The following is a 25,318-nucleotide window of genomic DNA, read 5'->3' on the forward strand; positions in this document are numbered from 1 at the left end:
TGGGCGTAGGGACCGGCGCCTCAAGCCCCCCCCGTTCCCGCGCCGACGCCGGTCCCTACGCCCATGCCCGCTCCCGTTCCGGTTCCTGTCCCGACGCCGACGCCCCGCGCTGCGGCCGAGCGGGCTGTCAGCGCCCCCGCTCCCGTAGCCCCGGTTCGCGCCCGCAAGAAGGACGAGGACGCCGCCCGCGACGGCCTACCCTCTCCGCCGGCGCCGCGCATCGCCGCGCCCGCACCCGGCGCGCCCTCCGCCGCCGCGTCGGGCGTTCCCGGCGTGTCCGACGCATGGCGGGTCGGCGGGGAAAGCCAGGCTGAGCGCAACGCCCGCGCCCTGCGCACCTCGCCTGCCGGCTGTCGCTCGACCGCCATCCTCAGCCAGGGCGAACGGGCCATCTGCGACGAACGCTTTAACGCCCGCGCCGCAGAAGGGGCCACGCGCCCCATCACCGGAAGCGGCAACGCCGAGCGCGACGCCCGCTTCGCTCGTGAAGGCGCTCGCGAAATGCAGCGCTACGAGGCCCAGCGCCGCCCCCTGTCGGGCGGGGTCGGCGTTCTCGGCCCAGCCGACTGCCCGGGTTCTAACTTCGGAACCGGATGCGCCGGCGCCCATCTCAAGGACGTCCCTGGCGTCGATATGCGCCAAGGCGCGCGCAGCACGGTGAACGAAGGCGAACGCCGATCCAGCGGCTTCTCTGCAAGCGTGGGCGGCGTCCGCGTCGGCGGCGACTAGAGCCCAGCCGAATACAGCCCGACGGGCGGTAGGCCCCACTCGGGCCTCAAGCAGCGCTAAGCGCGATAGGCCCAAACGAAAAGAGCGGCGCTGTCTCCAGCGCCGCCCTCTTCAGTCTTCGGTTCCGAAAACGGATCAGCCTTCCGACTGCTCCAGTTCCAGGGCCAGATCGGCCGGCAGCGGCTCGATGGCGTCTTCGCGGGCCTGGGTCAGTTCCGCGTCGCGCTCGTTCGCCAGCTTCTGCAACGAGCGCAGATAGGCGCCCGTGCCCGCCGGGATCAGGCGGCCGACGATGACGTTTTCCTTCAGGCCTTCCAGCATGTCCTTCTTGCCGTGGACCGAGGCGTCGGTGAGGACGCGGGTGGTCTCCTGGAAGGACGCCGCCGAGATGAAGCTGCGGGTCTGCAGCGACGCCTTGGTGATGCCCAGCAGGACGGGCTGCGTGGTGGCCAGACGACCGCCGCGCTTCTCGACCTTGGCGTTTTCCAGAGCAGCTTCGGCCACTTCGACGGTATCGCCGCGGATCAGGGTGGTTTCACCCGAATCCAGGACTTCGACCTTCTGCAGCATCTGACGGACGATGACTTCGATGTGCTTGTCGTTGATCGGCACGCCCTGCAGTCGATAGACCTCCTGCACTTCGTTCACCAGATACTCGGCCAGCGCCTCGACGCCCTGAATACGCAGCAGATCGTGCGGATCCGGGTTGCCGTCGATGATGTAGTCGCCCTTCTGGATCAGATCGCCGTCGTGGACGGAGATGTGCTTGCCCTTCGGGATCAGGAACTCGACCGCCTCGCCCTGGTTGCCGTCGGCGTCCAGTTCCGGGGTGATCTTGATGCGACGCTTGTTCTTGTAGTCGCGACCGAACTCAACGCGGCCATCCATTTCGGCGATGACGGCGCAGTCCTTCGGACGGCGGGCTTCGAACAGTTCGGCGACGCGCGGCAGACCGCCGGTGATGTCGCGGGTCTTGGCGCCTTCGGTCGGAACACGGGCGATGATCTCGCCCGGCTTGACTTCGTCGCCGTTCGACACGGACAGAACGGCGCCCACGGGCAGCAGGTAGCGAGCGTCAGAGCCCGAGGCCAGCTTGGCGTAGGTGTCGCCCAGGGTCACACCCATGGCCGGACGCAGGTCCGAACCGCGGGGGCTGGCGCGCCAGTCGGAAACCACGCGCTGGGCGATGCCCGTCGCTTCGTCGGTCTCTTCGCGGACCGAGAGGCCCTCGACCAGGTCTTCGAAGCGGATCACGCCGCCGACTTCGGTCAGGATCGGGGTGGTGTAGGGGTCCCACTCCGCCAGACGTTGGCCCTTGGCGATGTCAGCGCCTTCCTTGACGCGGATGCGGGCACCGTACGGGACCTTGTGGGTCTCGCGGTCCTTACCGTCCACGACCACGATGACGACGACGTTGCGGCTCAGGGCCACCAGGTCGCCGTGCGCTGCGGTAACGGTCGGGCCGACGATCTTGGCCTTACCGGCGTTGGTCGCCTCGTAGAACGAGGTTTCCGCCACCTGGGCCGTGCCGCCGATGTGGAAGGTACGCATCGTCAGCTGGGTGCCCGGCTCGCCGATCGACTGAGCCGCGATGACGCCGACGGCTTCGCCGATGTTGACGTTGGTGCCGCGCGCCAGGTCACGACCGTAGCACATGCCGCAGATGCCCGCGTCGGCTTCACAGGTCAGGGCCGAACGGACCTTGATCGACTGGACGCCAGCCGCATCGATGACCTCGATCTCTTCTTCCTGCAGGTAGGTGTCCGCAGGGAAGAGGACGGTGTCGCCGCCCGGCTCCTTGATGTCCTCGGCCGCATAGCGACCCAGGACGCGTTGGCCCAGCGAGACCAGAACGTCACCACCTTCGACCACGGCGCGCAGGGTGATGCCGCGCGTCGAGCCGCAGTCTTCCTCGGTGACGATCGAGTCCTGCGCCACGTCCACCAGACGGCGGGTCAGGTAACCCGAGTTGGCGGTCTTCAGCGCGGTGTCGGCCAGACCCTTACGGGCGCCGTGGGTGGAGTTGAAGTATTCAAGGACGGTCAGGCCTTCCTTGAAGTTCGAGATGATCGGCGTCTCGATGATCTCGCCGGACGGCTTGGCCATCAGGCCGCGCATGCCGCCCAGTTGCTTCATCTGGGCCTGCGAACCACGGGCACCGGAGTTGGCCATCATGAAGACGGAGTTGATGTCCGGCTCCTGACCCGCGATCAGGACGCGAGGCTGAGCGATTTCGCCCATCATCTCGTCAGCGATCTTGTCCGTGGCCTTGGCCCAAGCGTCGACGACCTTGTTGTACTTCTCACCCTTGGTGATCAGGCCGTCGGCGTACTGTTGCTCGTACTCTTCGACCTGAGTGCGGGTTTCAGCGACCATCTGCTCCTTCTTGGCGGGGATGACGATGTCATCCTTACCAACGGAAATGCCGGCCTTAGCGGCTTCGCGGAAGCCCAGTTGCATCATCTGGTCGGCGAAGATGACCGTCGCCTTCTGACCGCAGTGACGATAGACCTGATCGATCAGGTTACCGATTTCCTTCTTGGTCAGGTTCTTCTCGAGCAGGCGGTAGCCGATGTTCGGGTTCAGCGGCAGCAGAGCGCCCAGCTTCATCCGGCCCGGGGTCGTGTCGATCACCTTGGTGATCTCTTCGCCCGCAGCGTTCATCTCGGTCCAGCGGGCCTTGATCTTGGTGTGCAGCTTGACGACCTGGGCGTCCAGGGCGGCGTCGATCTCACCCATGTTGGCGAACAGCTTGCCTTCACCCGGCTGACCGTCCTTGACCAGCGACAGGTAGTACAGACCCAGGACGATGTCCTGCGACGGCACGATGATCGGCTTGCCGTTGGCGGGCGACAGGATGTTGTTCGTCGACATCATCAGGACGCGCGCTTCCAGCTGGGCCTCGAGGCTCAGCGGAACGTGAACAGCCATCTGGTCGCCGTCGAAGTCGGCGTTGAACGCGGTACAGACCAGCGGGTGCAGGCGGATGGCCTTGCCCTCGATCAGCTTGGGCTCGAACGCCTGGATGCCCAGACGGTGAAGCGTCGGCGCGCGGTTCAGCATGACCGGGTGTTCCCGGATCACTTCTTCCAGGATGTCCCAGACCTGCGGCTGCTCGCGCTCGACCATGCGCTTGGACTGCTTGACGGTGCCCGACAGGCCCTTGGCGTCCAGACGCGCATAGATGAAGGGCTTGAACAGCTCGAGCGCCATCTTCTTCGGCAGGCCGCACTCGTGCAGCTTCAGTTCGGGGCCCACGGTGATGACCGAACGGCCCGAGTAGTCGACGCGCTTGCCCAGAAGGTTCTGACGGAAGCGGCCCTGCTTGCCCTTCAGCATGTCGGCCAGCGACTTCAGCGGACGCTTGTTGGCGCCGGTGATCACGCGACCACGACGGCCGTTGTCGAACAGGGCGTCGACCGACTCCTGCAGCATCCGCTTTTCGTTACGGATGATGATGTCGGGCGCGCGCAGCTCGATCAGGCGCTTCAGGCGGTTGTTACGGTTGATGACCCGGCGATAGAGATCGTTCAGGTCCGACGTCGCGAAGCGGCCGCCGTCCAGCGGCACCAGCGGACGCAGTTCCGGCGGGATGACCGGCACGATCGTCAGGATCATCCACTCGGGCTTGTTGCCGGACTCGAGGAAGGCCTCGATCAGCTTCAGGCGCTTGGACGCCTTCTTGGCCTTCATTTCCGACGGGTTGTCGGCCAGCTCGCCGCGGTGGCGCTCGGCCTCGGCGTTCAGGTCGATGCCCATCAGCAGGTTGCGGACGGCCTCGGCGCCGATTTCAGCCGTGAAGCCGTCGTCGCCGTATTCTTCCTGGTAGCGATAGAACTCGTCTTCCGTCAGCAGTTGGTTCTGCTTCAGCGGGGTCAGGCCCGGCTCGGTGACGATGTAGTTTTCGAAATACAGGACGCGTTCCACGTCCTTCAGCGCCATGTCCAGCATCAGCGAGATGCGCGACGGCAGCGACTTCAGGAACCAGATGTGGGCGACCGGGGCGGCCAGGTCGATGTGACCCATGCGCTCGCGGCGAACGCGAGCCAGCGTGACTTCAACGCCGCACTTCTCGCAGATGATGCCCTTGTACTTCATGCGCTTGTACTTGCCGCACAGGCATTCGTAGTCCTTGGTCGGGCCAAAGATACGGGCGCAGAACAGGCCGTCACGCTCGGGCTTGAACGTACGGTAGTTGATGGTTTCCGGCTTCTTGATCTCGCCGAACGACCACGAACGGATCTTCTCCGGCGAGGCCAGGGCGATCTTGATCTGGTCGAAGGTCGGCGTGACCGGGACCGGGTTGAAGATGTTCAGGACTTCCTGGTTCATCTTTTTTCCTTCTGCGGGAATGCCCCGCGAAAATTCATTCAGAGAGGAGAGGCGGTCGGACCGCCCTCCCCCGCCAGGCGGGAGAGGGCTTCAGTTTTCCGATCAGCTGTTCTCCAGCTCCACGTTCAGGCCCAGAGAGCGCATTTCCTTGATGAGCACGTTGAAGCTCTCGGGAATGCCGGCTTCGAAGCTGTCGTCGCCGCGGACGATGGCCTCGTAGACCTTGGTGCGGCCAGCCACGTCGTCGGACTTCACCGTCAGCATTTCCTGCAGGGTGTAGGCGGCGCCGTAAGCTTCCAGAGCCCAGACCTCCATTTCCCCGAAGCGCTGACCGCCGAACTGCGCCTTACCGCCCAGCGGCTGCTGGGTGACGAGCGAGTACGGGCCGATGGAGCGGGCGTGGATCTTGTCGTCGACCAGGTGGTGCAGCTTCAGCATGTAGACGTAGCCGACCGTGACCGGACGCTTGAACTGCTCACCCGTCTGACCGTCGAACAGGATCGACTGACCCGAACGATCCAGACCGGCCGTTTCCAGCAGGTCCTCGATGTCCGAGATGTGCGCGCCGTCGAAGACCGGGGTCGCGAAGGGCACGCCCTTGGCCAGGTTCTGCGCCAATTCGATCAGGTCCTCGTCCGATTCCGGCAGAGGCGTGTCAGCGCCGTAGATCTCGGTCAGACGCGTGACCAGGGCCTCGCGCAGACCGCCGTCCATCCACTGGTCGAGCAGGCCCTTGATCTGCTTGCCGAGGCCAGCAGCGGCCCAACCCAGGTGGGTTTCGAAGATCTGACCGATGTTCATGCGCGAAGGCACGCCCAGCGGGTTCAGAACGATGTCGACGTGGGTGCCGTCGTCCAGGTGCGGCATGTCCTCGATCGGCAGGATCTTGGAAATGACGCCCTTGTTGCCGTGACGGCCGGCCATCTTGTCGCCCGGCTGAAGCTTGCGCTTCACGGCCACGAAGACCTTGACCATCTTCATGACGCCCGGCGGCAGCTCGTCGCCGCGCTGCAGCTTCTCGACCTTGTCTTCGAAGCGACGGTCGAGCGCCTTACGGGCGTCCTCGAACTGCTTCTTCATGGCTTCCAGTTCGCCCATCGACTTCTCGTCGTCGAGGGCGACCTGCCACCACAGGCCCTTGGACACTTCTGCCAGCTTCTCTTCGGTCACGGCGCCGCGGCCCATGCCCTTCGGGCCCGAGACGGCGTCCTTGCCGAGCAGCAGCGGCTTCAGGCGGCCGTAGACGTTGCGCTCAAGGATCTTGAGCTCATCGTCGCGGTCCTTGCCGAGGCGTTCGATTTCAGCGCGTTCGATCGCGACAGCGCGTTCGTCCTTGTCGACGCCGTGACGGTTGAAGACGCGCACGTCGACGACCGTGCCGGCGACGCCGGGCGGCAGACGCAAGCTGGTGTCGCGGACGTCCGAAGCCTTCTCGCCGAAGATGGCGCGCAGCAGCTTCTCTTCCGGCGTCATCGGGCTTTCGCCCTTCGGCGTGACCTTGCCGCACAGGATGTCGCCCGGCTGGACTTCGGCGCCGATGGCCACGATGCCCGCTTCGTCGAGGTTGCGCAGGGCTTCCTCGCCGACGTTGGGGATGTCGCGGGTGATTTCTTCCGGCCCAAGCTTCGTATCACGCGCCATCACTTCGAATTCCTCGAGGTGGATGGAGGTGAAGATGTCGTCGCGCACGATGCGCTCGGAGATCAGGATGGAGTCTTCGAAGTTGTAGCCGTTCCAGGGCATGTAGGCGACCAGGACGTTACGGCCCAGAGCCAGTTCGCCCAGGTCCGTCGACGGACCGTCGGCGATCACGTCGCCGGCCTTCACTTCATCGCCCACGCGCACGATCGGGCGCTGGTTGATGCAGGTCGACTGGTTGGAACGCTGGAACTTCGACAGGCGGTAGATGTCCACGCCCGAACGGCCGGCGTCCACGTCGCCGGTGGCGCGCAGAACGATACGCGTGCCGTCGATCTGCTCGACCACGCCATCACGACGGGCGATCACGACAGCGCCGGAGTCCACGGCCACGACCGCTTCCATGCCGGTGCCGACCAGCGGCGCGTCCGACTGCACCAGAGGCACGGCCTGACGTTGCATGTTGGCGCCCATCAGCGCGCGGTTGGCGTCGTCGTTTTCCAGGAAGGGGATCAGGGCCGCAGCGACCGAAACGACCTGTTTCGGCGACACGTCCATCATGTCGACGTCGGCCTTGGTCAGCAGCTGGGATTCACCGTTGATCCGGCCGGGGACCAGGTCCTCGACGATCTCGCCCGCCTTCAGCTCAATGTTGGACTGGGCGATAACGTGCTTCGCCTCTTCCATGGCCGAGATGTAGACCACCTCGTCCGTGGCCTTGCCGTCCTTCACGCGACGGTAGGGGCTCTCGATGAAACCGTACTTGTTGACACGCGCGTGGGTGGCCAGCGAGTTGATCAGACCGATGTTCGGGCCTTCCGGCGTTTCGATCGGGCAGATACGGCCGTAATGCGTCGGGTGAACGTCGCGGACTTCAAAGCCGGCGCGCTCACGGGTCAGACCGCCCGGGCCAAGCGCCGAAAGGCGACGCTTGTGGGTGATTTCCGACAGCGGGTTGGTTTGGTCCATGAACTGCGACAGCTGCGACGAGCCGAAGAATTCACGCACGGCTGCGGCAGCCGGTTTGGCGTTGATCAGGTCGTGCGGCATGACCGTGTCGATATCGACCGAGCTCATGCGCTCCTTGATGGCGCGCTCCATACGCAGCAAGCCAACGCGGTACTGGTTTTCCAGCAGCTCGCCGACCGAACGCACGCGACGGTTGCCCAGGTTGTCGATGTCGTCGATCTCGCCGCGGCCGTCCTTCAGGCCGACCAGAATCTGCAGCACCTTCAGCACGTCGTCCTTTTGCAGGACGCGGATTTCGTCGGAAACCTCGGGGGTTTCCAGACGCATGTTCATCTTGACCCGGCCGACGGCCGACAGGTCGTAGCGCTCGGCGTCGAAGAACAGCGAGTTGAACATGGCTTCGGCGGCTTCCGGGGTCGGCGGCTCGCCCGGACGCATGACGCGATAGATGTCGAACAGAGCGTCTTCACGACCCGCGTTCTTGTCCACGCGCAGGGTGTTGCGCATGTAGGCGCCGACCGTGACATGGTCGATGTCCAGCACGTCGATGGTGGTGAAGCCGTGCTCTTCCAGCAGGGCGATCGCCTCCGCGTCCAGCTCGTCGCCGGCCTCGGCGTAGATCTCGCCGGTTTCGTAGTTGACGGCGTCGGCAGCCAGATACTTGGTCAGCAGGGCGTCAGCGGCCAGCGACAGCGACGTCAGGCCGCCGTCAGCCAGCTTCTTGGCGGCGCGGGCGCTGATCTTCTGACCGGCTTGCGCGACCACTTCGCCGGTGTCGGCGTCGACCAGATCGAACTCCGGCTTCACGCCGCGCCAGCGCTCGGGCTTGTAAGGCGTGACCCAGCCTTCGCCGCGCTTCTCGTAAGGCACGGTCTCGTAGAAGGTCTTGAGGATTTCCTCGCCGTCCATGCCCAGGGCCAGCAGGAAGCTGGTGGCCGGCAGTTTACGACGACGGTCGATACGGACGTAAACCACGTCCTTGGCGTCGAACTCGAAGTCCAGCCACGAGCCGCGATAGGGAATGACGCGGGCGGCGAACAGCAGCTTGCCCGATGAGTGGGTCTTGCCCTTGTCGTGATCGAAGAAGACGCCCGGCGAACGGTGCATCTGCGAGACGATCACGCGCTCGGTGCCGTTGACGATAAAGGTGCCCTTGTCCGTCATGAGCGGGATGTCGCCCATGTAGACGTCCTGCTCCTTGATGTCCTTGACCGAACGGGCGCCCGTTTCTTCCTCGGTCTCAAAGACGATCAGGCGCAGCTTGACCTTCAGCGGCGCGGCATAGGTCATGTCGCGCTGGATGCATTCTTCGACGTCGTACTTGGGGTCCTCGAACTCGTAGGACACGTACTCCAGGACGGCGCGCTCGTTGAAGTCCTTGATCGGGAAGACCGATTTGAAGACCGCCTCGATACCCTGGTCCTTGCGCAGACCGCTGCGCACTTCGCGCTGCAGGAACTGCTCGTAGGAAGCGCGCTGAACCTCGATCAGGTTCGGCATCTTCACCGCTTCGGGGATACGCCCGAACGAGTGACGAATGCGCTTCTTTCCGGTGAACGAGGTGGCGGAGGCGATCTTACCCAGGGCGAGACCGTCAGTGGAGTTTGCCATTCTGTTTTCCCAATCGCGAGCCGGTAAAGGCCCGACGTCAATGCAGCAGCCACGGCCCGCCAATCCGGCGATCCGTGACCATTAATTCTCGCGGCGCTCACCCTCGATCCGCATAGGATCAGAGCGCCTGATATGCTCGCCCCTTGGGAAAGGGACGGCGCCTGCGCACCGGTCGGAGGGCGACAAACCGGGCTTGGGCGCTTTCGCGCGGGATTCATGGAATCTGCGGAGGGCGCATATATACGCCGTTCGACGGCGAAATAAAGGCCTGCGACGCAGACAGGTGACAGTTTCGATCGGCGTGATAAGCCTAGCGGTATGAACTGCATCGCTCTGCCCGCGCTCGCCGCGACCGCCCTCGCCCTGACCCTATCGGCCTGCGCCACCGCGCCCGCCACGACCGCCCAGGTCGCCCCGCAAGGCCCCGCCACCCAGGAAAACTGGGAGGTCGGTCAGGCCGCCTATCTGATGTGGAACGGCCAGCAGCGCGGCTGGACCACCACCCCGTCCGGCTTGCAGTACCGTCGCGTTGGCAAGGCCAAGCCCAACGGGGTCCAGCCGGTCGCCGCCGACACGGTCAAGGTCCACTATCGCGGCACCTTCATCGATGGGCGCGAGTTCGACAGCTCCTATTCGCGCAACGAACCGACCAGCTTCCCGCTGAACCGCGTCATCAAGGGCTGGACCGAGGGCGTCGCCCTGATGCGCACCGGCGAAACCTATGAGTTCGTCATCCCCGCCGACCTGGCCTACGGCCCCCGCTGGATGGGAACTGAAATCCCCGCCAACTCGGCGCTGCGCTTCACCGTAGAACTGCTGGAAGTCAATCCGGCGGGCTAACTCAGGTCCATACCGGGTCGCCAGCCGCTCGCGGCCACGAAGGCCTTCACGTCCGTAAGCCCCAATATCTGCCGCAAGGCCTCGCGCTTGTCCGGGGCGTTGCGGTAATAGGCCTTAGCGATCCGGTAGCCGACCCAGTAGCCAAGGTCGCCCGGCTTCTCAGGGGTGGAATTATAGACCCAGGCCGACAAGTCGGTCTTGTCCTGATCGGCGACGAAGGCGGTCTCGATCTCGAGTTCGCGGCCTCGGGTCTGCGGCGCGAGATAGGCATAGGCCGGCGCGCCGATCATCAACTCGGTGACGAACTCGGCGACACCCTCAGCCAGCGACACCTCCAGCACCGTGTACTGCTCTTTTTCGGTCAGTTCCGGCGCCTGCTGGGTGTGAACATATTCGTGGATCAGCACCCCCACGAACCGGTCCTCGATGTCGGGATTGATGAAATCGGTGGCGCAGAGCGCTTCCAATCCCACCTGAATTCCATCCAGGGGGCTCCCGACCGCGACCGGGCGGCCGCGACCGATCACAAAGGTCGCCGGCGGAAACCGGGCCTCGGGATACTGATCAATGAAGCGGGCCAGACCCTCGGCGACCCGCACACGGACGCGCGGCAGATGGGCGGCGCAGGTCCGCGCCTCGACATAGATTTCAGGCCGGGCGGCCATGGCGTCCGCCATTCTCGCCCCCGTCACCCGACGCACCTTCGCCAGATGCGTCAGACCAGAGGAGCCTTCATCCAGATAGGTCTGGAGTTGTTCGGCGGTCGGCCGTCCCTCAGTGCGGTCGTAGAGCGCATAGAAGCGGTCAACGTCGCCGGTCTCGATTACAGGTTCGTGGCCGAGGCGACCAAGCGCCGCCACCTGGGCCGCACAGCTCGGCGCCGGCGCGGCAACCGCCAAAGCAGCGGCGACGCTCGCCAGAATCCACTTCCCGTCCATGTGATCCGCCTTGCCTTGTGATGCCGTCGTCGGGCTAGTAGGCAACCGTAGCCGATGAAGTCCGCTGCCGCGCTGGGCGAACCAAACATGACGGCGAATTCATCCGCCCACGTCGGGCTTGACCATAGTCTCGACGCGCAGTGATCTGCGGCGTCCTCGCCGCCTTGCCGGAAAGTCCCCCTGATGATGCGTCCCGCCGCCCGCCTGCTGGTCACCGCCTGCGCCTCCGCCCTGCTGTTCAGCGCCGGGTCCGCCCTGGCTCAGGTCGGCACGCCTGCCCTGCCTGTCGCTCTGGCGCCGATCCCGGCAGCCAGGGACGTCGCCTATCCGGGCGTGATCAGCCTCGACGTCGACGCCACCGACATCGACCGCCGCCTGATCCAGGTGCGCCAGACCATTCCGGTCGCGCAGGCCGGGCCGATGGTCCTGCTCTATCCGCAATGGCTGCCCGGCAATCACAGCCCCGCCGGTCCCGTCGCCAACGTCGGCGGTCTGACCTTCACCGCCAACGGCCAGCGACTAGAGTGGGTTCGCAACACGGTCCAGCCCTGGGCCTATCAGATCGAGGTCCCCGCCGGAGTCAGCCAGATCGAGGTCGCCTTCCAGTGGCTGACGCCCATCGAAGGCAATCAGGGCCGCATCGTCGTCACCCCCGAGATGCTGAATATCCAGTGGGAGAAGGCCCTGCTCTATCCGGCGGGCTACTACTCGCGTCAGATCACCTTCAAGCCGACGCTGAAACTGCCGACCGGCTGGAACTACGGCGCCGGCCTTGACACCGTCAGCTTCGAGAACGGCCTGGCGACCTTCGCCCCCATCACCCTCGACCACCTGGCCGACAGCCCGGTCTTCGCCGGTCAGCACTATCGCCAGATCGACCTTGATCCGGGCGGCCGTTCGCCCGTCCGCCTCAACGTCGTGGCCGACACCGCCAAGATGCTGGAAGCCAGCGACGAGCACATCCAACTGCACCGCAATCTGGTCCAGCAGGCCGACCGCCTGTTCGGCGCCCGGCACTATAACCACTACGACTTCCTCGTGGCGGTGACGGACAAGCTGGGCGGCATCGGCCTGGAGCATCAGCGCTCGTCCGAGAACAGCGTCGATCCCAAATACTTCACCGACCGCGAAGACACCCTGGCCGACCGCGACCTGCTGGGTCACGAATACACCCACAGCTGGAACGGCAAGTGGCGCCGCCCCGCCGACCAGATGACGCCCAACCTCAATGAGCCGCTGCAGAACTCCCTGCTGTGGGTCTATGAGGGCCAGACGCAATACTGGGGCCTGGTCCTGACCGCCCGCGCGGGCCTGATGAGCAAGCAGCAAGCCCTGGACGTCCTGGCCATGACCGCCGCCAGCTTCCAGAACATCCCCGGCCGCCAGTGGCGCGCCATGCAGGACACCACCAACGACCCCATCATCAGCCAGCGCCGTCCGCAACCCTGGGGCTCCTACCAGCGCAGCGAGGATTATTACCGCGAGGGCTCGCTCATCTGGCTGGACGCCGACACCCTGATCCGCGAGCAGACCGGCGGCAAGAAGTCGCTGGACGACTTCGCCAAGGCTTTCTTCGGCGCCCAGGACGGCGACTGGAACCCGGCCCCCTATACCTTCGACACCGTCACCTCGTCCCTGAACGGGGTGCAGGCCAACAACTGGCCCGCCTTCCTGCGCGAGCGCCTGGACGCGGTCGGCCCGACCTCGCGCGGCCCGCTGGACGGCATCGAGCGCGGCGGCTACCGCCTGGTCTTCAAGGAAGAGCCGTCCGGCTACATGGGCGCCCTGTATAAGGAGCTGGGCCGCAACGACTTCACCTATTCGCTCGGCTTCATGATGAACAAGGCGAACAAGATCACCTCGGTCCTCTGGGGCGGCCCAGCCTTCGAGCAGGGCCTGACTGCGGGCTGGGAAGTCGTGGCCGTCGGCGGTCGCGCCGCCTCGGCCGACGTGCTCAAGGAGGCGGTCACCACCGCCAAGGGATCGACCGACCCGATCGAGTTGACCCTCAAGAACGGCGACGTCTTCAAGACCGTCCGCTTCGACTACCACGACGGCCTACGCTACCCGCATCTGGAGCGGATCGAGGGCACGCCGGACCGCCTGGGCGACATCCTGTCGCCTCGCCGTCGCTGACGCCGCCTGCCAAGTCTTACGCCTGACGACCTCAGAGTTCTGGATACCCTATGACCCGACGCCTGCCCGCCGCCGCCCTCGTCCTGTTGCTGACCTCGGTCGCCTCGACCGCTCTGGCTCATGCTCCGCAGGCCTGGACCGGCCCGCAGGCGCCGGCCGCGCCCACGCCCCAGAATACCCCCCTGGGCCTCCCGCGCGCCCTGCCGCCCATCCCGGCCCCGACTGCCGAAACCTATCCCGGCGTCATCAAGTATGAGGTCGACGCCACCGACGTTGAGCGCAAGATCATCCGCGTCCGCCAGACCATCCCGGTCACGGCCGGACCTCTGGTCCTGCTCTATCCCAAGTTCCTGCCGGGCAACCACGCCGCCACCGGCCCGATCCAGCTGATCTCGGGCGTGACCGTGACCAGCGGTCAGGGCCGGATCGACTGGCTGCGCGACACCATCGACCCCAACGCCTTCCACATCGATGTCCCTCAGGGCGTCAGCGAGATCGTGGTCGAGTTCCAGTGGCTGACCCAACCCGACAGTTCGACCTGGCGCGTGGTCATGACGCCCGAGATGGTCAACCTGCAGTGGGAAAAAGCCCTGCTCTACCCCGCCGGCTACCGCTCGACCGGCATCACCTTCGCCCCGTCGATCCGTCTTCCCGAGGGCTGGAAATACGGGGTGGCTCTGGACACCGACCGCTATGAAAACGGCGTCGCCACCTTCCGGCCGACCGATCTCTACACCCTGATCGACAGCCCCCTGTTCGGCGGCGCCCACTTCCAGCGCATCGAGATCGACCCCAAGGGCGAGGCCGTCCACCTGAATATCGTCGCCGACGAGGCCAAGAACATCGCCCCGACGCCGGAACAGATCGCCTGGTTCGAGAATCTGGTCACCCAGACTGACCGCCTGTTCGGCGCTCGGCCCTATGACCGTTACGACTTCCTGGTCGCCGCCACGTCCAAGATGGGCGGCATCGGGCTGGAGCATCACCGCTCGTCCGAGAACTCGGTCCCGACCGACTTCTTCACCAACTGGGGCAAGAGCATGGGCGCGGTCGGCCTGCTGCCGCACGAGTTCGTCCATGCCTGGAACGGCAAGCGCCAGCGCCCCGCCGACGAGCTGACGGCCAACCACAACATCCCGACCCAGAACACCCTGCTATGGGTCTATGAGGGCCAGACGGAGTATTGGGGCGACGTGCTGACCGCCCGCTCGGGGCTGGCTTCCAAGGAAGACATCCTGGTCACCGTGGCCGAGAACGCCGCCTTCTACGACAACCAACCGGGCCGCGAATGGCGTCCGCTGCAGGACGTCAACAACCACAACCTGCTCGGCTACCGCACCAGCAATCCCTATTCGTCGTGGATGCGCGGCACCGGCGACTATTACCGCGAAAGCCTGCTGATCTGGCTGGACGCCGACACCCTGATCCGCGAGGCCACGGACGGCAAGAAGTCGCTGGACGACTTCGCCAAGGGCTTCTTCGGCGGCGACGACGGCTCATATGCCCCGCGCGGCTATACCTTCGACGACGTGGTCGCGGCCCTGAACGCCGTCCATCCGCACGACTGGACCAGCTTCCTGCGCACGCGCCTGGACGCGACGGGGCCAGACGCCAAGGCCCCGCTGGACGGCCTGGCGCGCGGCGGCTACCGCCTGACCTACACCGACGCCCTGACCGCCGGCGAAAAGCGCATCCAGTCCGGCTGGGCCACCGACTTCCAGTATTCCCTGGGCTTCACCCTGTCCTCATCGAACAAGCTGACGGGCATCCGCTGGGGCGGTCGCGCCTTCGAGGCCGACATCGGCCCCGGCTGGGAACTGGTCGCGGTCAACGATCGCGCGGCATCGGCCGAGGTCCTTCGCGACGCCGTCACCGCCGCCAAGGGCACGTCCGCGCCCATCAGCCTGCTGCTCAAGAACGGCGACCGCTACCGCACCGTGGCCTTCGACTACCACGACGGCCTGCGCTACCCGCGCCTGGAACGCATTCCCGGCACGCCGGACCGCATCAGCGACATCCTCAGCCCGCGCCGTCGCTAGGCAACGCTAGAAACTGAAAAGGCCCGGGAGCGATCCCGGGCCGTTTTTGCATCTAGGCCTTCAGCAGCTTCAGCAGAGCCTCCGCCGCCTCGCGCGACGAAGCCGGGTTCTGCCCCGTCACCAGCATCCCGTCAGTCAGGACGTAAGAGCCCCAGTCCGCGCCCTTGCTGTAGCGCCCCCCGTTGGCGGCCAGCATGTCCTCGACCAGGAAGGGCACGACCTCGGTCAGACCCACCGCCTCTTCCTCGCTGTTGGTGAAGCCGGTGACCGCCCGCCCTTTCACCAACGGCTGACCGTCCGCGCCCTTTACATCCTTCAACACGCCCGGCGCGTGGCAGACAAAGCCCGTCGGCTTGTCCGCTGCGGCGAAGGCCTCGATCAGGCGGATGGAGACGGGATCATTAGCCAGATCCCACAGCGGCCCGTGCCCGCCGGGATAGAAGACGGCGTCGAAATTCCCGGCCTTCACCTCGGCCAGCCGCTGCGTGGTCGCCAGCGCTCCTTGCGCCTCGGCGTCGGCCTTGAAACGGCGCGTGTCCTCACTCTGGGCGTCCTCGGCGTCGCTCTTGGGGTCCAGCGGCGGCTGCCCGCCCTTGGGCGAGGCGATGACGATCTCGGCCCCCGCATCCTTCAGCGCGTAATAGGGGGCGGCGAACTCCTCCAGCCAGAAGCCGGTCTTGTGGCCGGTGTCGCCGAGTTGGTCGTGCGAGGTCAGGACCATCAGGATCTTCATGGAGCGCATCCTTGTGTGAGCGGCTCAGATGGTCCCGCCCTCGCCGCCTCGCCAGTCGCACCCCAAAAGAAAACGGGCCGGAGGTTTCCCTCCGACCCGTTCTTTGAAGTCTGAGCCTCGGCCCGAAGGCCGAAGCGCAAAATCCGATCTTACTTGATCTGGATCTTGGCGCCGGCTTCTTCGAGCTTCTTCTTCAGCTCTTCAGCGACTTGCTTCGAGACGTTCTCGACGACGTTCTGCGGAGCGCCTTCGACCAGGTCCTTGGCTTCCTTCAGACCCAGGTCGGTGCGGACGCCGCGGACTTCCTTGATCACGTTGATCTTCTTGTCGCCGCCGTCCACCAGGACAACGGTGAACTCGGTTTGCTCTTCAGCAGCTTCAGCCGGAGCAGCAGCGCCGCCAACAGCAGCAACGGCGACCGGTGCAGCAGCCGAAACGCCCCACTTGTCTTCCAGCAGCTTCGACAGTTCAGCGGCTTCCAGGACGGTCAGAGCCGACAGTTCTTCAACGATCTTGGCGAGATCAGCCATTTTAGTCTTCCTTCGGTAGGATGAGGTTCAGAGAGATATGCAGAGATGACGAGGCTTAGGCGGCGTCTTTGGTCGCGTACGCGTTGAAGACGCGAGCCAGTTGGCCGGCGGGTGCTTGCAGAACGCCAGCGACCTTGGTCGCCGGGGCTTGCAGCAGGCCGATCAGCTTGCCACGCAGTTGGTCCAGCGACGGCAGCTTGGACAGGGCGTCGACGCCAGCAGCGTCCAGCACCTTGTCGCCCATGAAGCCGCCGATGAGCTTGAACTTGTCGTTGCCCTTGGCGAATTCAGCCGCGACCTTCGCAGCGGTGACGGGGTCGGCTGCGTATGCGATGCCCACGGGACCCTTGAACAGGTCGTGGTACTCGCTGCCTTCCTCGACGCCCAGCGCCTTAAGCGCCAGACGGTTCTTCACCACCTTGAACGCGCCGCCTTCTTTACGAAGGCGACCACGCAGGTCTTCCATCTCCGCAACGGTCAGACCCAGGTTGTGGGTCACGACCACGGCGCCCGCGTCGGCGAACACGCTCTTCAGCGATTCGATCGACTCGGCTTTTTGTGCGCGGTCCATTGCGGTCTCCAGTTTTGGTATTCGCCGCCAGGCTAATTCCCGACGACGGATTTGGCTTAAGCGCCATGCATCGCTGCACAGCGTTCAGGCCGGTCTTATTGTCCGAAGGAAGCAGGCCCGCCCGCCGCAAACGGCAGGGCAAAAGGTCTTTGCATCCCCATCTCCCCACGGCGCCAGAGGGCTCTCTGGACGATTATGACGCGGGTGGCCCCCACGTCCCGAAGTTCTCGGACAGGCTCCGCCACGGCCAAAGCCATGACGAGAAGCCGCGCTCTATACACGGCCTGAGGGCGAAATCAACGGCGCCGCCAGGATTATGGACGAAAATCCCGGATCAGTTGGGCCAGATCGGCCTCGTCCACCGCCTCGGCCGCCTCGGCCTGTGGCATCCAGCGACGCTGGCGCTGCTGATCTTCAGGCCAGGCGCCCAACTGGATCAGGACCTCGAGCGGATAGACGGCGACGACGCAGGCCTGAACAGCGCCCGTCTTCAGCCGCTTGCCATAGCGGAAATGGCCGATGGGCGCTCCCAGGGTCTCGCCCTGCACGCCCGCCTCCTCATAGGCCTCCTGGGCCGCCGCCTGGGGATCGGTCTTGCCGACCATGCGGCCGCCCTTGGGGATGACCCAGCGACGCGTCTCGCGCGAGGTGATCATCATCACCTCCAGGCCATTCTCGCCCGTCCGCCACGGCAGGGCCGCGACCTGACGGTTCTCCGAGGTCTCTGTTCGGGCCGGAGCAGTCATCAGGTCAGGAACAGGCCGCCGACAAAGTAGAAGATCGCGCCGATGGCTGCCGCCGCCGGCATGGTGATGAACCAGGCGGTGACGATGCTGCGCGCCACGCTCCAGCGAACGGCCGAGACGCGCTTGGCCGCGCCCACGCCGATGATGGCGCCGGTGATGGTGTGGGTAGTCGAGACCGGGATGCCCATGCTGGTCGCGGCGAACAGGGTGATGGCCCCGCCCGTTTCAGCGCAGAAGCCCTGCTGCGGGCTAAGCCGCGTGATGCGCGAGCCCATGGTGTGGACGATCTTCCAGCCGCCGAACAGGGTGCCGAGCGCAATGGCCGCCTGGCAGGTGATGACCACCCAGAAGGGCACGTGGAACTCGCCGCCCAACATGCCGCGCGAGTACAGCAGGATGGCGATGATCCCCATGGTCTTCTGCGCGTCATTGCCGCCGTGGCCCAGGGAATAGGCCGAGGCCGAGACGAACTGCAGCCCCCGGAAGATCCGGTCCGCGAAGGCGGGATTGGCCTTGGCGAACAGCCAGGACACGATCAACACCAACAGCAGCGCCAGCAGGAAGCCGATGGCCGGCGACATGAAGATGGCCCCGACCGTCTTCAGCACCCCGGCGATCACGACGGCGCTGGTCCCGGCCTTGGCGATGCCCGCCCCCAGCAGTCCGCCGACCAAGGCGTGCGAACTGGACGAGGGGATGCCCGCGATCCAGGTGATGACATTCCAACTGATGGCCCCCATCAGGGCGCCGAAGATCACCTGATCCGAGATCACATCGGGCGAGATGATCCCCCGCCCGATCGTGTCGGCCACGTGCAGACCGAAGAAGAGGAAGGCGATGAAGTTGAAGAAAGCCGCCCAGCCGACCGCATAGATCGGCGGCAAGACCCGCGTCGCGACGATGGTGGCGATGGAGTTGGCGGCGTCGTGCAGGCCGTTCAGAAAGTCGAACAGCAGGGCGACGCCGATCAGGAAGACCAGAATCAGGAGGGCGTGATCCATCGGACCCTACAGGTGCTCGACCAGGACGCCATTGATGCGGTTCGCCACATCTTCGAAACGGTCGATCACCTTCTCCAGATGATCATAGACCTCGCCGCCGATGATGAACCACAGCGTATTGCCGCCGGTCATGTCGTGGCGGTGCAACTCATAGAGGGCCTTCATGCCCTCGTCGTAGAGGGTGTCGCTCTGGCTCTCCAGGCGGGCGATCTGTTCGGTGAGCTCGTTCAGGCGATCGTGGTTCTTGCGCATGGCCGGCAGCAGGGACACCGCCTCGGCCGTCAGGGCGCCGCATTGGACGGCGATGTCCGCCAGTTCGCGCATCTTGGGAGCAAAATCGCGCATCTCATACAGGGTGACGACCTTGGCCGTCTTCTGCATCTGGTCGATGGTGTCGTCCAGCGAGTTGGTCAGGCCGCGAATGTCCGAGCGGTCAAACGGCGTGATGAAGCTGCGGCGCACGGCGAATAGGACCTCGCGGGCGACCTCGTCGGCCTCATGCTCGTGATCGACGATCTTCTGGCACCAGTCGGGCGTGGCCTCCCCGCCGTTCAGCATGCCGCGCAGGGCCTCAGCGCCCTTCACCAGGGTGGCGGCGTGGGCGTCAAACAGGCGGAAGAAGTTGTCTTCCTTGGGCAACAGCGCCTGGAACCAGCTCAGCATCAGTCGTCTCCGAAAGGGCCGCGCAGGGCGACAGCGCCCCAAGACCGGAATTACCCCCCTGCCGTCAAGTCGTCCGCATACGGAAATCATGGTTTCCCACAATCGCCGTTGACGCCGTCGACCGCGGTGCAACATTACATCGAGTTCATACTTGTGTTCGCATTGGGGAGTGCGCATGCCCGATCACAGTCCAGCACAGGAGCAGTTCCTGATTCAGGCCAGCCAGGCGCTGGCGCGGCGCGACGCGCATCAGGCCCTGGCCCTGCTGGACCAGGCAGACGCGTTGGGACGAACTCACAACGCCACACTGAACAGGGCCGTCGCGCTTCGCCTTTTGGGCGACTTCCATGCCTCGCTCGTCGTGCTGGACGAAGCGCTGGACATGAAACCCTATGACTTCACCGCCTTGCTGGCCAAAGGGGCCATGCTGGAGAAGATCAACCAGCCCAAGGCGGCGGTGGACGTCTATCGCAATGCATTGAAGATCGCTCCGCCGCGCTCAGCCTGCCCGCCCGCCGTCGTGGCGCAAATGGACTATGCCGCGCGCATGATCGACGAGCATGCGCGCGCCCTGGGCGACTTCATGCGCCAACGCCTAGCGGGATTGCGGGCCGATGTGGGCGAAGCAGCGTTAGATCGGTTTGACGAAGGTCTTGAAATTTATGCTGGTCTTATCCAGCCGCCGAAACAGCAACCGCTGCTGCTGAACTACCCTCGCCTTCCCGTGATTCCCTTTTACGATCGCAGTCTGTTTCCCTGGCTGTCCCGGCTGGAGGAGGCCACGCCGGTCATTCAGGAAGAACTCGCGGGTTTGCTCGACACGGCCATGGACGAGTTCTCGCCCTATATCGCCTACCCGAAGGGCGCCCCGGTCAATCAGTGGGGAGAGTTGAACCACTCCCGGAAATGGAGTTCGCTTTTCCTCTGGAAGGATGGCCGCCGCCAGGACGCCGTCTGCGCCCGCTGCCCGCGCACCGCCGCCTTGCTGGAAAGCCTGCCGATGGCCGACCAGGACGGATTTGCGCCGACAGCCATGTTCTCGGCCCTTCAACCGCACACCCACATCCCAGCCCACACCGGCTCATCAAACGTCCGTCTGCTGGCCCACCTGCCGATCATCCTGCCCGGTCCGGCCCGTTTCCGGGTCGGCAACACGACCCGACCTTGGGAGATGGGCAAGGCCTGGGTGTTCGACGACACCATCGAGCATGAAGCCTGGAACGACGCAGACGACCTGCGCGTCATCCTGATCTTCGATGTTTGGAACCCCTATCTGGATGACAAGGAAAAGCTGCTGATCACGGAGATGATGAAGGCCCAGCGCGACTTCCAGGCCGCCTAGACCGCCCGTCGATCATACGCGGCCTGGGCCAGTTCCACCTCCGGCATCCGCGTCTCGGCCCAGTCGATGACCGGCTGCAAGGCCTGGACCAGGGTCTGCCCTAGCGGGGTGATCGCATAGGTGACGGAGACCGGCACCGTGGCCTCGACCGAGCGCGTCGCCAGGCCGTCTCGCTCCATCTGGCGCAGGGTCTGGCTCAGCATCTTCTGCGACACCCCCTCGATGCGGCGCTTCAGGGCGTTGAAGCGCATCGGGCCGTCCGCCAGCGTGGTCAGAAGCAGAACGGTCCACTTGTCGGCGATCCGGTCGAGCAACAGACGCGTCGGACAGTTGGCGGCATAGACGTCGCCGCGCCAGAGCGTCGATGCAGTTTCCGCCGGGTGACCAGATGAGGTTTCGGTGCCTTCTTGCATGGTTGCTTCCCATAGCACACCTGGTTCCCATTGGTAACCAACAGGAGAGATCGCCATGAAAGTCACAGTCCTCGGCGCCAGCGGCCGCGCTGGATCGGAGATCGTCAAGGAACTGGCCCGTCGCGGCCATCAGGTGACGGGCGTGGCCCGCAATCCCGCCCGCATCCCGACCAGCGAAGGCGTCACGGCCGTCGCCGGCGACGTGAACGACGCCGCTGCCCTCCCCACCCTTCTCAAGGGTGCAGACGCCGTGGTCAGCGCCATCATGTTCGTCGACACCAAGCCCGACACCCTGATCGCGGCGGTCAAGGCGGCGGGCGCGCCGCGCTATCTGGTGGTCGGCGGGGCCGGCAGCCTGGAGGCCGCGCCGGGCCTGAAGGTCATCGACACCCCGGACTTCCCCGAAATCTACAAGGCCGAGGCCTCGGCGGGCGGGCGCTTCCTGGACCGCCTGCGTGAGGAAGACGAGCTGGACTGGACCTTCCTGTCGCCGTCCGCCGTGTTCGACGGCAGCGAGCGGACGGGCCAGTTCCGCCTCGGCGGCGACGCCCTGCTGGTCAGCGCCGAGGGCCGCAGCGCCATCTCCTTCCCCGACTACGCCATCGCCATGGCCGACGAGATCGAGACGCCGAAACACAGCCGCCAGCGCTTCACCGTCGGCTACTGAGCCAATGCGGGTCTCAAGTAGCGCCACAGCGCGGTAGGCCCCCAATAAAGAAGGCCCCGAAGATTGCTCTTCGGGGCCTTCGTCATTTTAGCGCGAGGCTAGGATCAGACCAGCGAAGCCGGATCGACCTTGAAGCCCGGGCCCATCGTCGAGGACAGGGTGATGCGCTTCACATAGGTGCCCTTGGCGCCCGACGGCTTGGCGCGGTTCAGAGCGTCCACGTAAGCCTTGACGTTGGCTTCCAGGGCTTCCTGCGTGAAGGAGACCTTGCCGATGCCGCCGTGAGCGATACCGGCCTTCTCGACGCGGAACTCCACAGCGCCGCCCTTGGCGTCCTTGACGGCCTGGGCGACGTTCGGGGTCACGGTGCCGACCTTGGGGTTCGGCATCAGGCCGCGCGGGCCCAGCACCTTACCCAGACGGCCAACCAGGGCCATCATGTCGGGCGAGGCGATGACGCGGTCGAAGTCCATCAGACCACCGTTGATCTGCTCGTACAGATCTTCGGCGCCAACGTATTCAGCGCCGGCGGCGCGGGCTTCGTCAGCCTTGGCGTCCTTGGCGAAGACGGCGACGCGAACGTCACGGCCGGTGCCCGACGGCAGGTTGACCACGCCGCGGACCTGTTGGTCGGCGTGACGCGGGTCGACGCCCAGGTTGACGGCGATTTCCATCGACTCGTCGAACTTGGCCTTGGCGTTGTCCTTGACCAGCTTGATCGCGTCCGAGAACGAGATCAGTTCTTGGGTGACGCCGGTGCGGGCTTTGTGAGCCTTGGTTTGCTTAGCCATGGATTAGCCCTCCACCACTTCGATGCCGATCGCGCGGGCCGAGCCTTCGATGATGCGCATGGCAGCGTCGATGTCGTTGGCGTTCAGGTCTTTCATCTTCGCTTCAGCGATCTCGCGGACTTGCGCCTGCGTGACCTTGCCAGCGATTTCGCGACCGACGAGCTTGGCGCCCGACTTGATGCCAGCGGCCTGCTTCAGGAAGAAGGTAGCCGGGGGCGTCTTAGTGACGAAGGTGAAGGACTTGTCCTGGTAGACCGTGATGACGGTCGGCAGCGGGGTGCCCTTGGCGACCTTCTCGGTGCGTGCGTTGAACTCCTTGCAGAAGCCCATGATGTTGACGCCGCGTTGACCCAGTGCCGGGCCGATCGGGGGCGAAGGCGTGGCCGAACCGGCCGCAACTTGCAGTTTGATATAGCCGAGAATCTTCTTGGCCATTGGTCTCTCCTATGGATGACCCCGACAGAGACTGAAGGGGCCGGTGAGCCGTGGTCGGGCATGGCTGCCTCCCACGGATTTGCCGCCAAACGACTCGAAAGCCCTCTGGCGGAGGCGCGCATGTAGCAGGACGCCCTCGTGAAGGCAAATGGAGGCCGTCCGATACGGACGCCCCGCCCCCTCGTTCGGAAAAAACAGAGTCTAAAGAGTCTAATTCGTCTGAAATCCTGCTCGGCTCGCGCCAGCGATCAATCAGGCGACCGGCCATCGCCCAGCCTAGCACGGACCGTGACCCAGGCCGGCAAAACGACTGTTGTCGCCGCCAATCGCAGTAAATCATGGGCATCGGCGCAGTCCCACCTGCGCGCAGATCAGGCCCCAAACGCAAAACGGCGACCCGAAGGCCGCCGCTGCACGTCGTTCAGGCGATGATCGATGCGATCAGCCGCCGGTCTTCTCGACCTGATTGTATTCCAGATCCACCGGGGTCGGGCGGCCGAAGATGGACACGGCCACGCGCAGGCGGGCGTTCTCTTCGTCGACGCTCTCGACCTGACCGTCGAAGCTGGCGAACGGACCGTCGATGACCTTGACGGTTTCGCCGATGTCGAAGCGGATCGTGGGCTTCGGACGCTCGACGCCCTCTTCCACGGCGCCGATGATGTTCTGAACTTCACGTTCCGAGACCGGCAGCGGCTTGGTGCCGCCAGCGGCGCCCAGGAAGCCCGTGACCTTCGGCGTGTTCTTGACCAGGTGATAGGCGTTGTCGGTCATCTCCATCTTCACCAGCACGTAGCCAGGGAAGAATTTGCGTTCCGAGTTCACCTTGCGGCCGCGACGGATCTCGACGACTTCCTCGGTCGGAACCAGGATTTCGGAGAAGGCGTCTTCAAGGCCTTGCTGCTTCGCCTGCTCGCGCAGTTGTTCCGCGACCTTCTTTTCGAAGTTCGAGTAGGCGTTGACGATATACCATTTGTGGCGGGGATTGGCCGCCGGTTTGGGCGCTGCATCAGTCATATGCGCGTCTCCTTTATTGGCCGAGGCCGAGAATGAAGCGGGACGCGAAGCCCAGCCCCGTATCGACGATCCAGAAGAAGGCCGAAGCGATCAGCACCATGATGAAGACCATCACCGAGGTGATCCAGGTCTCCTTGCGGCTGGGCCAGACGATCTTGCGAGCTTCAGCGCGAACCTGGCTGAAGAACTGGGCAGGCGACGTCTTTTTCTTGGGTGCAGGTGCGTCAACGGCGACCGTGGCTGCGCCGGATGCGGCGGCTGCGGTCTGGTTTCCCACGGTGCGGCGACCGCCGGGGGTCTTCGCCTTGGCCATATGACGTCTCTTCAACCTCTGGAACCTGTCGCCTCACATGGGAACTCCCAAGCGACTGCGACAGGGGGAATGGCAGGAGCGGAGGGACTCGAACCCACGACCCTCGGTTTTGGAGACCGATGCTCTACCAGCTGAGCTACACTCCTAGTGTCCCGGACAAAGATCAATGCGCCGTGAGCAAGCTCGACGGCGCTAACCTCGCCAGAGGGGCGCATATGCCTGACGGCCGATCGCATTTCAAGGGGCGTTTCACGATAACCGTCGATAGATGCGCAGCTTTGTTCAGAACAGGCGCGCCACGGCGCTGGGTTCATAGCTGACACCATGCACGACATGGTCGGGATCGCCGATCGAGAAGGTCTGGGCGCGGCTGCGGCCGTCGATCACGGCCACGGCTTCGACCTGTTCGGGAATCACCTTCACCACGGCCACCGCGTCGCCGCCGGGCGCCCAGGGGCTGATGTCGGGCGAGCGCTGGATGATCAGATCATTGAGGCGCTGAACCTCGTCGCCGTCCGTCACCTCTTCAGCCCGACCGTCGATGGAGAGGCCGACCGCCTCCCCCTCCCCGGCCACGCCGCGAATGGCCACGCCGACACGCGGGTCGGCGATGATATTGCGCAGCTTTTCACTGTCGCGGGCCGTGACGAAATAAAGGTTCAGGCCATCGTTCAGATAGCCCAGGGTGCTGGCCTGAGGCCGCCCGTCGGCGCGATTGGTCGCCAAGGTCATCAGCCGCTGGCCGTCCAGCAGCTTCAGGATCGCGGCCACCGCCGCGCCGTGGATGGGGATGACGCCGGATGCTGGTTCTGCACTCATGACCTGAACTCCTTTGCGGTAAACTGCGGCGGCCCTGCCCGGTTC

At 65.0% G+C, this 25,318-nt stretch carries 21 protein-coding genes and 1 tRNA gene; 6 read left to right on the top strand and 16 right to left on the bottom strand.

Features of this window, described 5'->3' with window-relative positions; all coding sequences use genetic code 11:
* Positions 1–63 precede the first annotated feature (63 nt).
* A complete protein-coding gene (locus CQ039_RS15670; protein WP_158256036.1) occupies positions 64–729 on the top strand; it encodes a hypothetical protein in 666 nt (221 codons plus the stop codon).
* A 135-nt stretch (positions 730–864) separates the two neighbouring features.
* Here the strand turns inward: CQ039_RS15670 and rpoC are convergent, their stop codons facing one another.
* Complete coding sequence (rpoC, locus tag CQ039_RS15675) at positions 865–5,061, bottom strand: DNA-directed RNA polymerase subunit beta' (RefSeq protein WP_105563622.1); 4,197 nt, start codon at positions 5,059–5,061, stop codon at positions 865–867.
* 102 nt (positions 5,062–5,163) lie between these two features.
* On the bottom strand, positions 5,164–9,279 hold the full coding sequence (gene rpoB / locus CQ039_RS15680; RefSeq protein WP_105563621.1) for a DNA-directed RNA polymerase subunit beta: 4,116 nt from the start codon (positions 9,277–9,279) through the stop codon (positions 5,164–5,166).
* 318 nt (positions 9,280–9,597) lie between these two features.
* Between rpoB and CQ039_RS15685 the strand changes: the two genes are divergently transcribed.
* Positions 9,598–10,119, top strand: coding sequence for an FKBP-type peptidyl-prolyl cis-trans isomerase (locus CQ039_RS15685; RefSeq protein WP_105563620.1), 522 nt, complete (start codon positions 9,598–9,600; stop codon positions 10,117–10,119).
* Here CQ039_RS15685 and CQ039_RS15690 read toward each other — a convergent pair.
* Positions 10,116–11,057, bottom strand: a complete 942-nt coding sequence (locus CQ039_RS15690) for a DUF2268 domain-containing putative Zn-dependent protease (RefSeq protein WP_105563619.1) — start codon at positions 11,055–11,057, stop codon at positions 10,116–10,118. The two genes, CQ039_RS15685 and CQ039_RS15690, sit on opposite strands and share 4 nt — an antisense overlap.
* Positions 11,058–11,243: 186 nt before the next feature.
* Between CQ039_RS15690 and CQ039_RS15695 the strand changes: the two genes are divergently transcribed.
* Together CQ039_RS15695 and CQ039_RS15700 are read left to right on the top strand one after the other, a co-directional pair.
* The gene (locus tag CQ039_RS15695; protein WP_369831572.1) at positions 11,244–13,193 is read left to right on the top strand and encodes a M61 family metallopeptidase; all 1,950 of its coding nucleotides are present in this window, start codon (positions 11,244–11,246) and stop codon (positions 13,191–13,193) included.
* A 50-nt stretch (positions 13,194–13,243) separates the two neighbouring features.
* Complete coding sequence (locus CQ039_RS15700; protein ID WP_105563617.1) at positions 13,244–15,232, top strand: M61 family metallopeptidase; 1,989 nt, start codon at positions 13,244–13,246, stop codon at positions 15,230–15,232.
* A 52-nt stretch (positions 15,233–15,284) separates the two neighbouring features.
* On the opposite strand, the gene CQ039_RS15705 is transcribed toward CQ039_RS15700, so the two are convergent.
* The 6 genes from CQ039_RS15705 to CQ039_RS15730 form a co-directional block, all read right to left on the bottom strand.
* Positions 15,285–15,965: a type 1 glutamine amidotransferase domain-containing protein gene (locus CQ039_RS15705; protein WP_105563616.1), complete on the bottom strand. Its 681-nt coding sequence runs from the start codon at positions 15,963–15,965 to the stop codon at positions 15,285–15,287.
* A 149-nt stretch (positions 15,966–16,114) separates the two neighbouring features.
* On the bottom strand, positions 16,115–16,495 hold the full coding sequence (gene rplL, locus CQ039_RS15710; protein WP_105563615.1) for a 50S ribosomal protein L7/L12: 381 nt from the start codon (positions 16,493–16,495) through the stop codon (positions 16,115–16,117).
* Positions 16,496–16,550: 55 nt separating this feature from the next.
* Positions 16,551–17,066, bottom strand: a complete 516-nt coding sequence (gene rplJ / locus CQ039_RS15715) for a 50S ribosomal protein L10 (protein WP_105563614.1) — start codon at positions 17,064–17,066, stop codon at positions 16,551–16,553.
* A gap of 314 nt (positions 17,067–17,380) precedes the next feature.
* Positions 17,381–17,812: an NUDIX hydrolase gene (locus tag CQ039_RS15720; protein ID WP_105563613.1), complete on the bottom strand. Its 432-nt coding sequence runs from the start codon at positions 17,810–17,812 to the stop codon at positions 17,381–17,383.
* Complete coding sequence (locus CQ039_RS15725) at positions 17,812–18,813, bottom strand: inorganic phosphate transporter (protein WP_105563612.1); 1,002 nt, start codon at positions 18,811–18,813, stop codon at positions 17,812–17,814. Before CQ039_RS15725 ends, CQ039_RS15720 begins: the two co-directional genes overlap by 1 nt.
* 6 nt (positions 18,814–18,819) lie before the next feature.
* Entirely contained in the window at positions 18,820–19,476 is a 657-nt protein-coding gene (locus tag CQ039_RS15730; RefSeq protein ID WP_105563611.1) for a DUF47 domain-containing protein, read from the bottom strand.
* 175 nt (positions 19,477–19,651) lie between these two features.
* On the opposite strand from CQ039_RS15730, the gene CQ039_RS15735 reads away from it, so the two are divergent.
* Positions 19,652–20,818 (top strand): aspartyl/asparaginyl beta-hydroxylase domain-containing protein, encoded by a 1,167-nt coding sequence (locus CQ039_RS15735; protein WP_233190231.1) that lies wholly within the window; start codon positions 19,652–19,654, stop codon positions 20,816–20,818.
* On the opposite strand, the gene CQ039_RS15740 is transcribed toward CQ039_RS15735, so the two are convergent.
* Complete coding sequence (locus tag CQ039_RS15740; RefSeq protein WP_105563610.1) at positions 20,815–21,231, bottom strand: helix-turn-helix domain-containing protein; 417 nt, start codon at positions 21,229–21,231, stop codon at positions 20,815–20,817. The genes CQ039_RS15735 and CQ039_RS15740 overlap by 4 nt on opposite strands.
* 55 nt (positions 21,232–21,286) lie before the next feature.
* Here CQ039_RS15740 and CQ039_RS15745 point away from each other — a divergent pair, with 55 nt between their 5' ends.
* Positions 21,287–21,898, top strand: coding sequence for an NAD(P)-dependent oxidoreductase (locus CQ039_RS15745; protein ID WP_105563609.1), 612 nt, complete (start codon positions 21,287–21,289; stop codon positions 21,896–21,898).
* A gap of 104 nt (positions 21,899–22,002) precedes the next feature.
* Here CQ039_RS15745 and rplA read toward each other — a convergent pair whose 3' ends face one another.
* The 6 genes from rplA to CQ039_RS15775 form a co-directional block, all read right to left on the bottom strand.
* The gene (rplA, locus tag CQ039_RS15750) at positions 22,003–22,689 is read right to left on the bottom strand and encodes a 50S ribosomal protein L1 (protein WP_105563608.1); all 687 of its coding nucleotides are present in this window, start codon (positions 22,687–22,689) and stop codon (positions 22,003–22,005) included.
* 3 nt (positions 22,690–22,692) lie between these two features.
* Entirely contained in the window at positions 22,693–23,124 is a 432-nt protein-coding gene (gene rplK, locus CQ039_RS15755; protein WP_105563607.1) for a 50S ribosomal protein L11, read from the bottom strand.
* 441 nt (positions 23,125–23,565) lie between these two features.
* Positions 23,566–24,141 carry a transcription termination/antitermination protein NusG gene (gene nusG / locus CQ039_RS15760; RefSeq protein ID WP_105563606.1) on the bottom strand — a complete coding sequence of 192 codons (576 nt, stop codon included), beginning with the start codon at positions 24,139–24,141 and terminating at the stop codon, positions 23,566–23,568.
* 13 nt (positions 24,142–24,154) lie between these two features.
* Entirely contained in the window at positions 24,155–24,454 is a 300-nt protein-coding gene (gene secE / locus CQ039_RS15765) for a preprotein translocase subunit SecE (protein WP_105563605.1), read from the bottom strand.
* A 70-nt stretch (positions 24,455–24,524) separates the two neighbouring features.
* A tRNA-Trp gene (locus CQ039_RS15770) sits at positions 24,525–24,600 on the bottom strand.
* A 136-nt stretch (positions 24,601–24,736) separates the two neighbouring features.
* Positions 24,737–25,273 carry a pyridoxamine 5'-phosphate oxidase family protein gene (locus CQ039_RS15775; RefSeq protein ID WP_105563604.1) on the bottom strand — a complete coding sequence of 179 codons (537 nt, stop codon included), beginning with the start codon at positions 25,271–25,273 and terminating at the stop codon, positions 24,737–24,739.
* Positions 25,274–25,318: the final 45 nt, after the last annotated feature.

Source organism: Brevundimonas sp. MYb52 (genome assembly GCF_002979535.1).
GTDB lineage: Bacteria > Pseudomonadota > Alphaproteobacteria > Caulobacterales > Caulobacteraceae > Brevundimonas.

What these genes read in the sequence shown, in the direction of transcription:
- CQ039_RS15720 (WP_105563613.1), bottom strand. Translation starts at nt 17,812, where the DNA reads ATGACTGCTCCGGCCCGAACAGAGACCTCGGAGAACCGTCAGGTCGCG.
- CQ039_RS15745 (WP_105563609.1), top strand. Translation starts at nt 21,287, where the DNA reads ATGAAAGTCACAGTCCTCGGCGCCAGCGGCCGCGCTGGATCGGAGATC.
- CQ039_RS15690 (WP_105563619.1), bottom strand. Translation starts at nt 11,057, where the DNA reads ATGGACGGGAAGTGGATTCTGGCGAGCGTCGCCGCTGCTTTGGCGGTT.
- CQ039_RS15735 (WP_233190231.1), top strand. Translation starts at nt 19,652, where the DNA reads ATGCCCGATCACAGTCCAGCACAGGAGCAGTTCCTGATTCAGGCCAGC.
- CQ039_RS15705 (WP_105563616.1), bottom strand. Translation starts at nt 15,965, where the DNA reads ATGAAGATCCTGATGGTCCTGACCTCGCACGACCAACTCGGCGACACC.
- rpoB (WP_105563621.1), bottom strand. Translation starts at nt 9,279, where the DNA reads ATGGCAAACTCCACTGACGGTCTCGCCCTGGGTAAGATCGCCTCCGCC.
- rplK (WP_105563607.1), bottom strand. Translation starts at nt 23,124, where the DNA reads ATGGCCAAGAAGATTCTCGGCTATATCAAACTGCAAGTTGCGGCCGGT.
- nusG (WP_105563606.1), bottom strand. Translation starts at nt 24,141, where the DNA reads ATGACTGATGCAGCGCCCAAACCGGCGGCCAATCCCCGCCACAAATGG.
- CQ039_RS15725 (WP_105563612.1), bottom strand. Translation starts at nt 18,813, where the DNA reads ATGGATCACGCCCTCCTGATTCTGGTCTTCCTGATCGGCGTCGCCCTG.
- CQ039_RS15700 (WP_105563617.1), top strand. Translation starts at nt 13,244, where the DNA reads ATGACCCGACGCCTGCCCGCCGCCGCCCTCGTCCTGTTGCTGACCTCG.
- CQ039_RS15685 (WP_105563620.1), top strand. Translation starts at nt 9,598, where the DNA reads ATGAACTGCATCGCTCTGCCCGCGCTCGCCGCGACCGCCCTCGCCCTG.
- CQ039_RS15730 (WP_105563611.1), bottom strand. Translation starts at nt 19,476, where the DNA reads ATGCTGAGCTGGTTCCAGGCGCTGTTGCCCAAGGAAGACAACTTCTTC.
- rplA (WP_105563608.1), bottom strand. Translation starts at nt 22,689, where the DNA reads ATGGCTAAGCAAACCAAGGCTCACAAAGCCCGCACCGGCGTCACCCAA.
- rplJ (WP_105563614.1), bottom strand. Translation starts at nt 17,066, where the DNA reads ATGGACCGCGCACAAAAAGCCGAGTCGATCGAATCGCTGAAGAGCGTG.
- rplL (WP_105563615.1), bottom strand. Translation starts at nt 16,495, where the DNA reads ATGGCTGATCTCGCCAAGATCGTTGAAGAACTGTCGGCTCTGACCGTC.
- secE (WP_105563605.1), bottom strand. Translation starts at nt 24,454, where the DNA reads ATGGCCAAGGCGAAGACCCCCGGCGGTCGCCGCACCGTGGGAAACCAG.
- CQ039_RS15740 (WP_105563610.1), bottom strand. Translation starts at nt 21,231, where the DNA reads ATGCAAGAAGGCACCGAAACCTCATCTGGTCACCCGGCGGAAACTGCA.
- CQ039_RS15695 (WP_369831572.1), top strand. Translation starts at nt 11,244, where the DNA reads ATGCGTCCCGCCGCCCGCCTGCTGGTCACCGCCTGCGCCTCCGCCCTG.
- CQ039_RS15775 (WP_105563604.1), bottom strand. Translation starts at nt 25,273, where the DNA reads ATGAGTGCAGAACCAGCATCCGGCGTCATCCCCATCCACGGCGCGGCG.
- rpoC (WP_105563622.1), bottom strand. Translation starts at nt 5,061, where the DNA reads ATGAACCAGGAAGTCCTGAACATCTTCAACCCGGTCCCGGTCACGCCG.
- CQ039_RS15670 (WP_158256036.1), top strand. Translation starts at nt 64, where the DNA reads ATGCCCGCTCCCGTTCCGGTTCCTGTCCCGACGCCGACGCCCCGCGCT.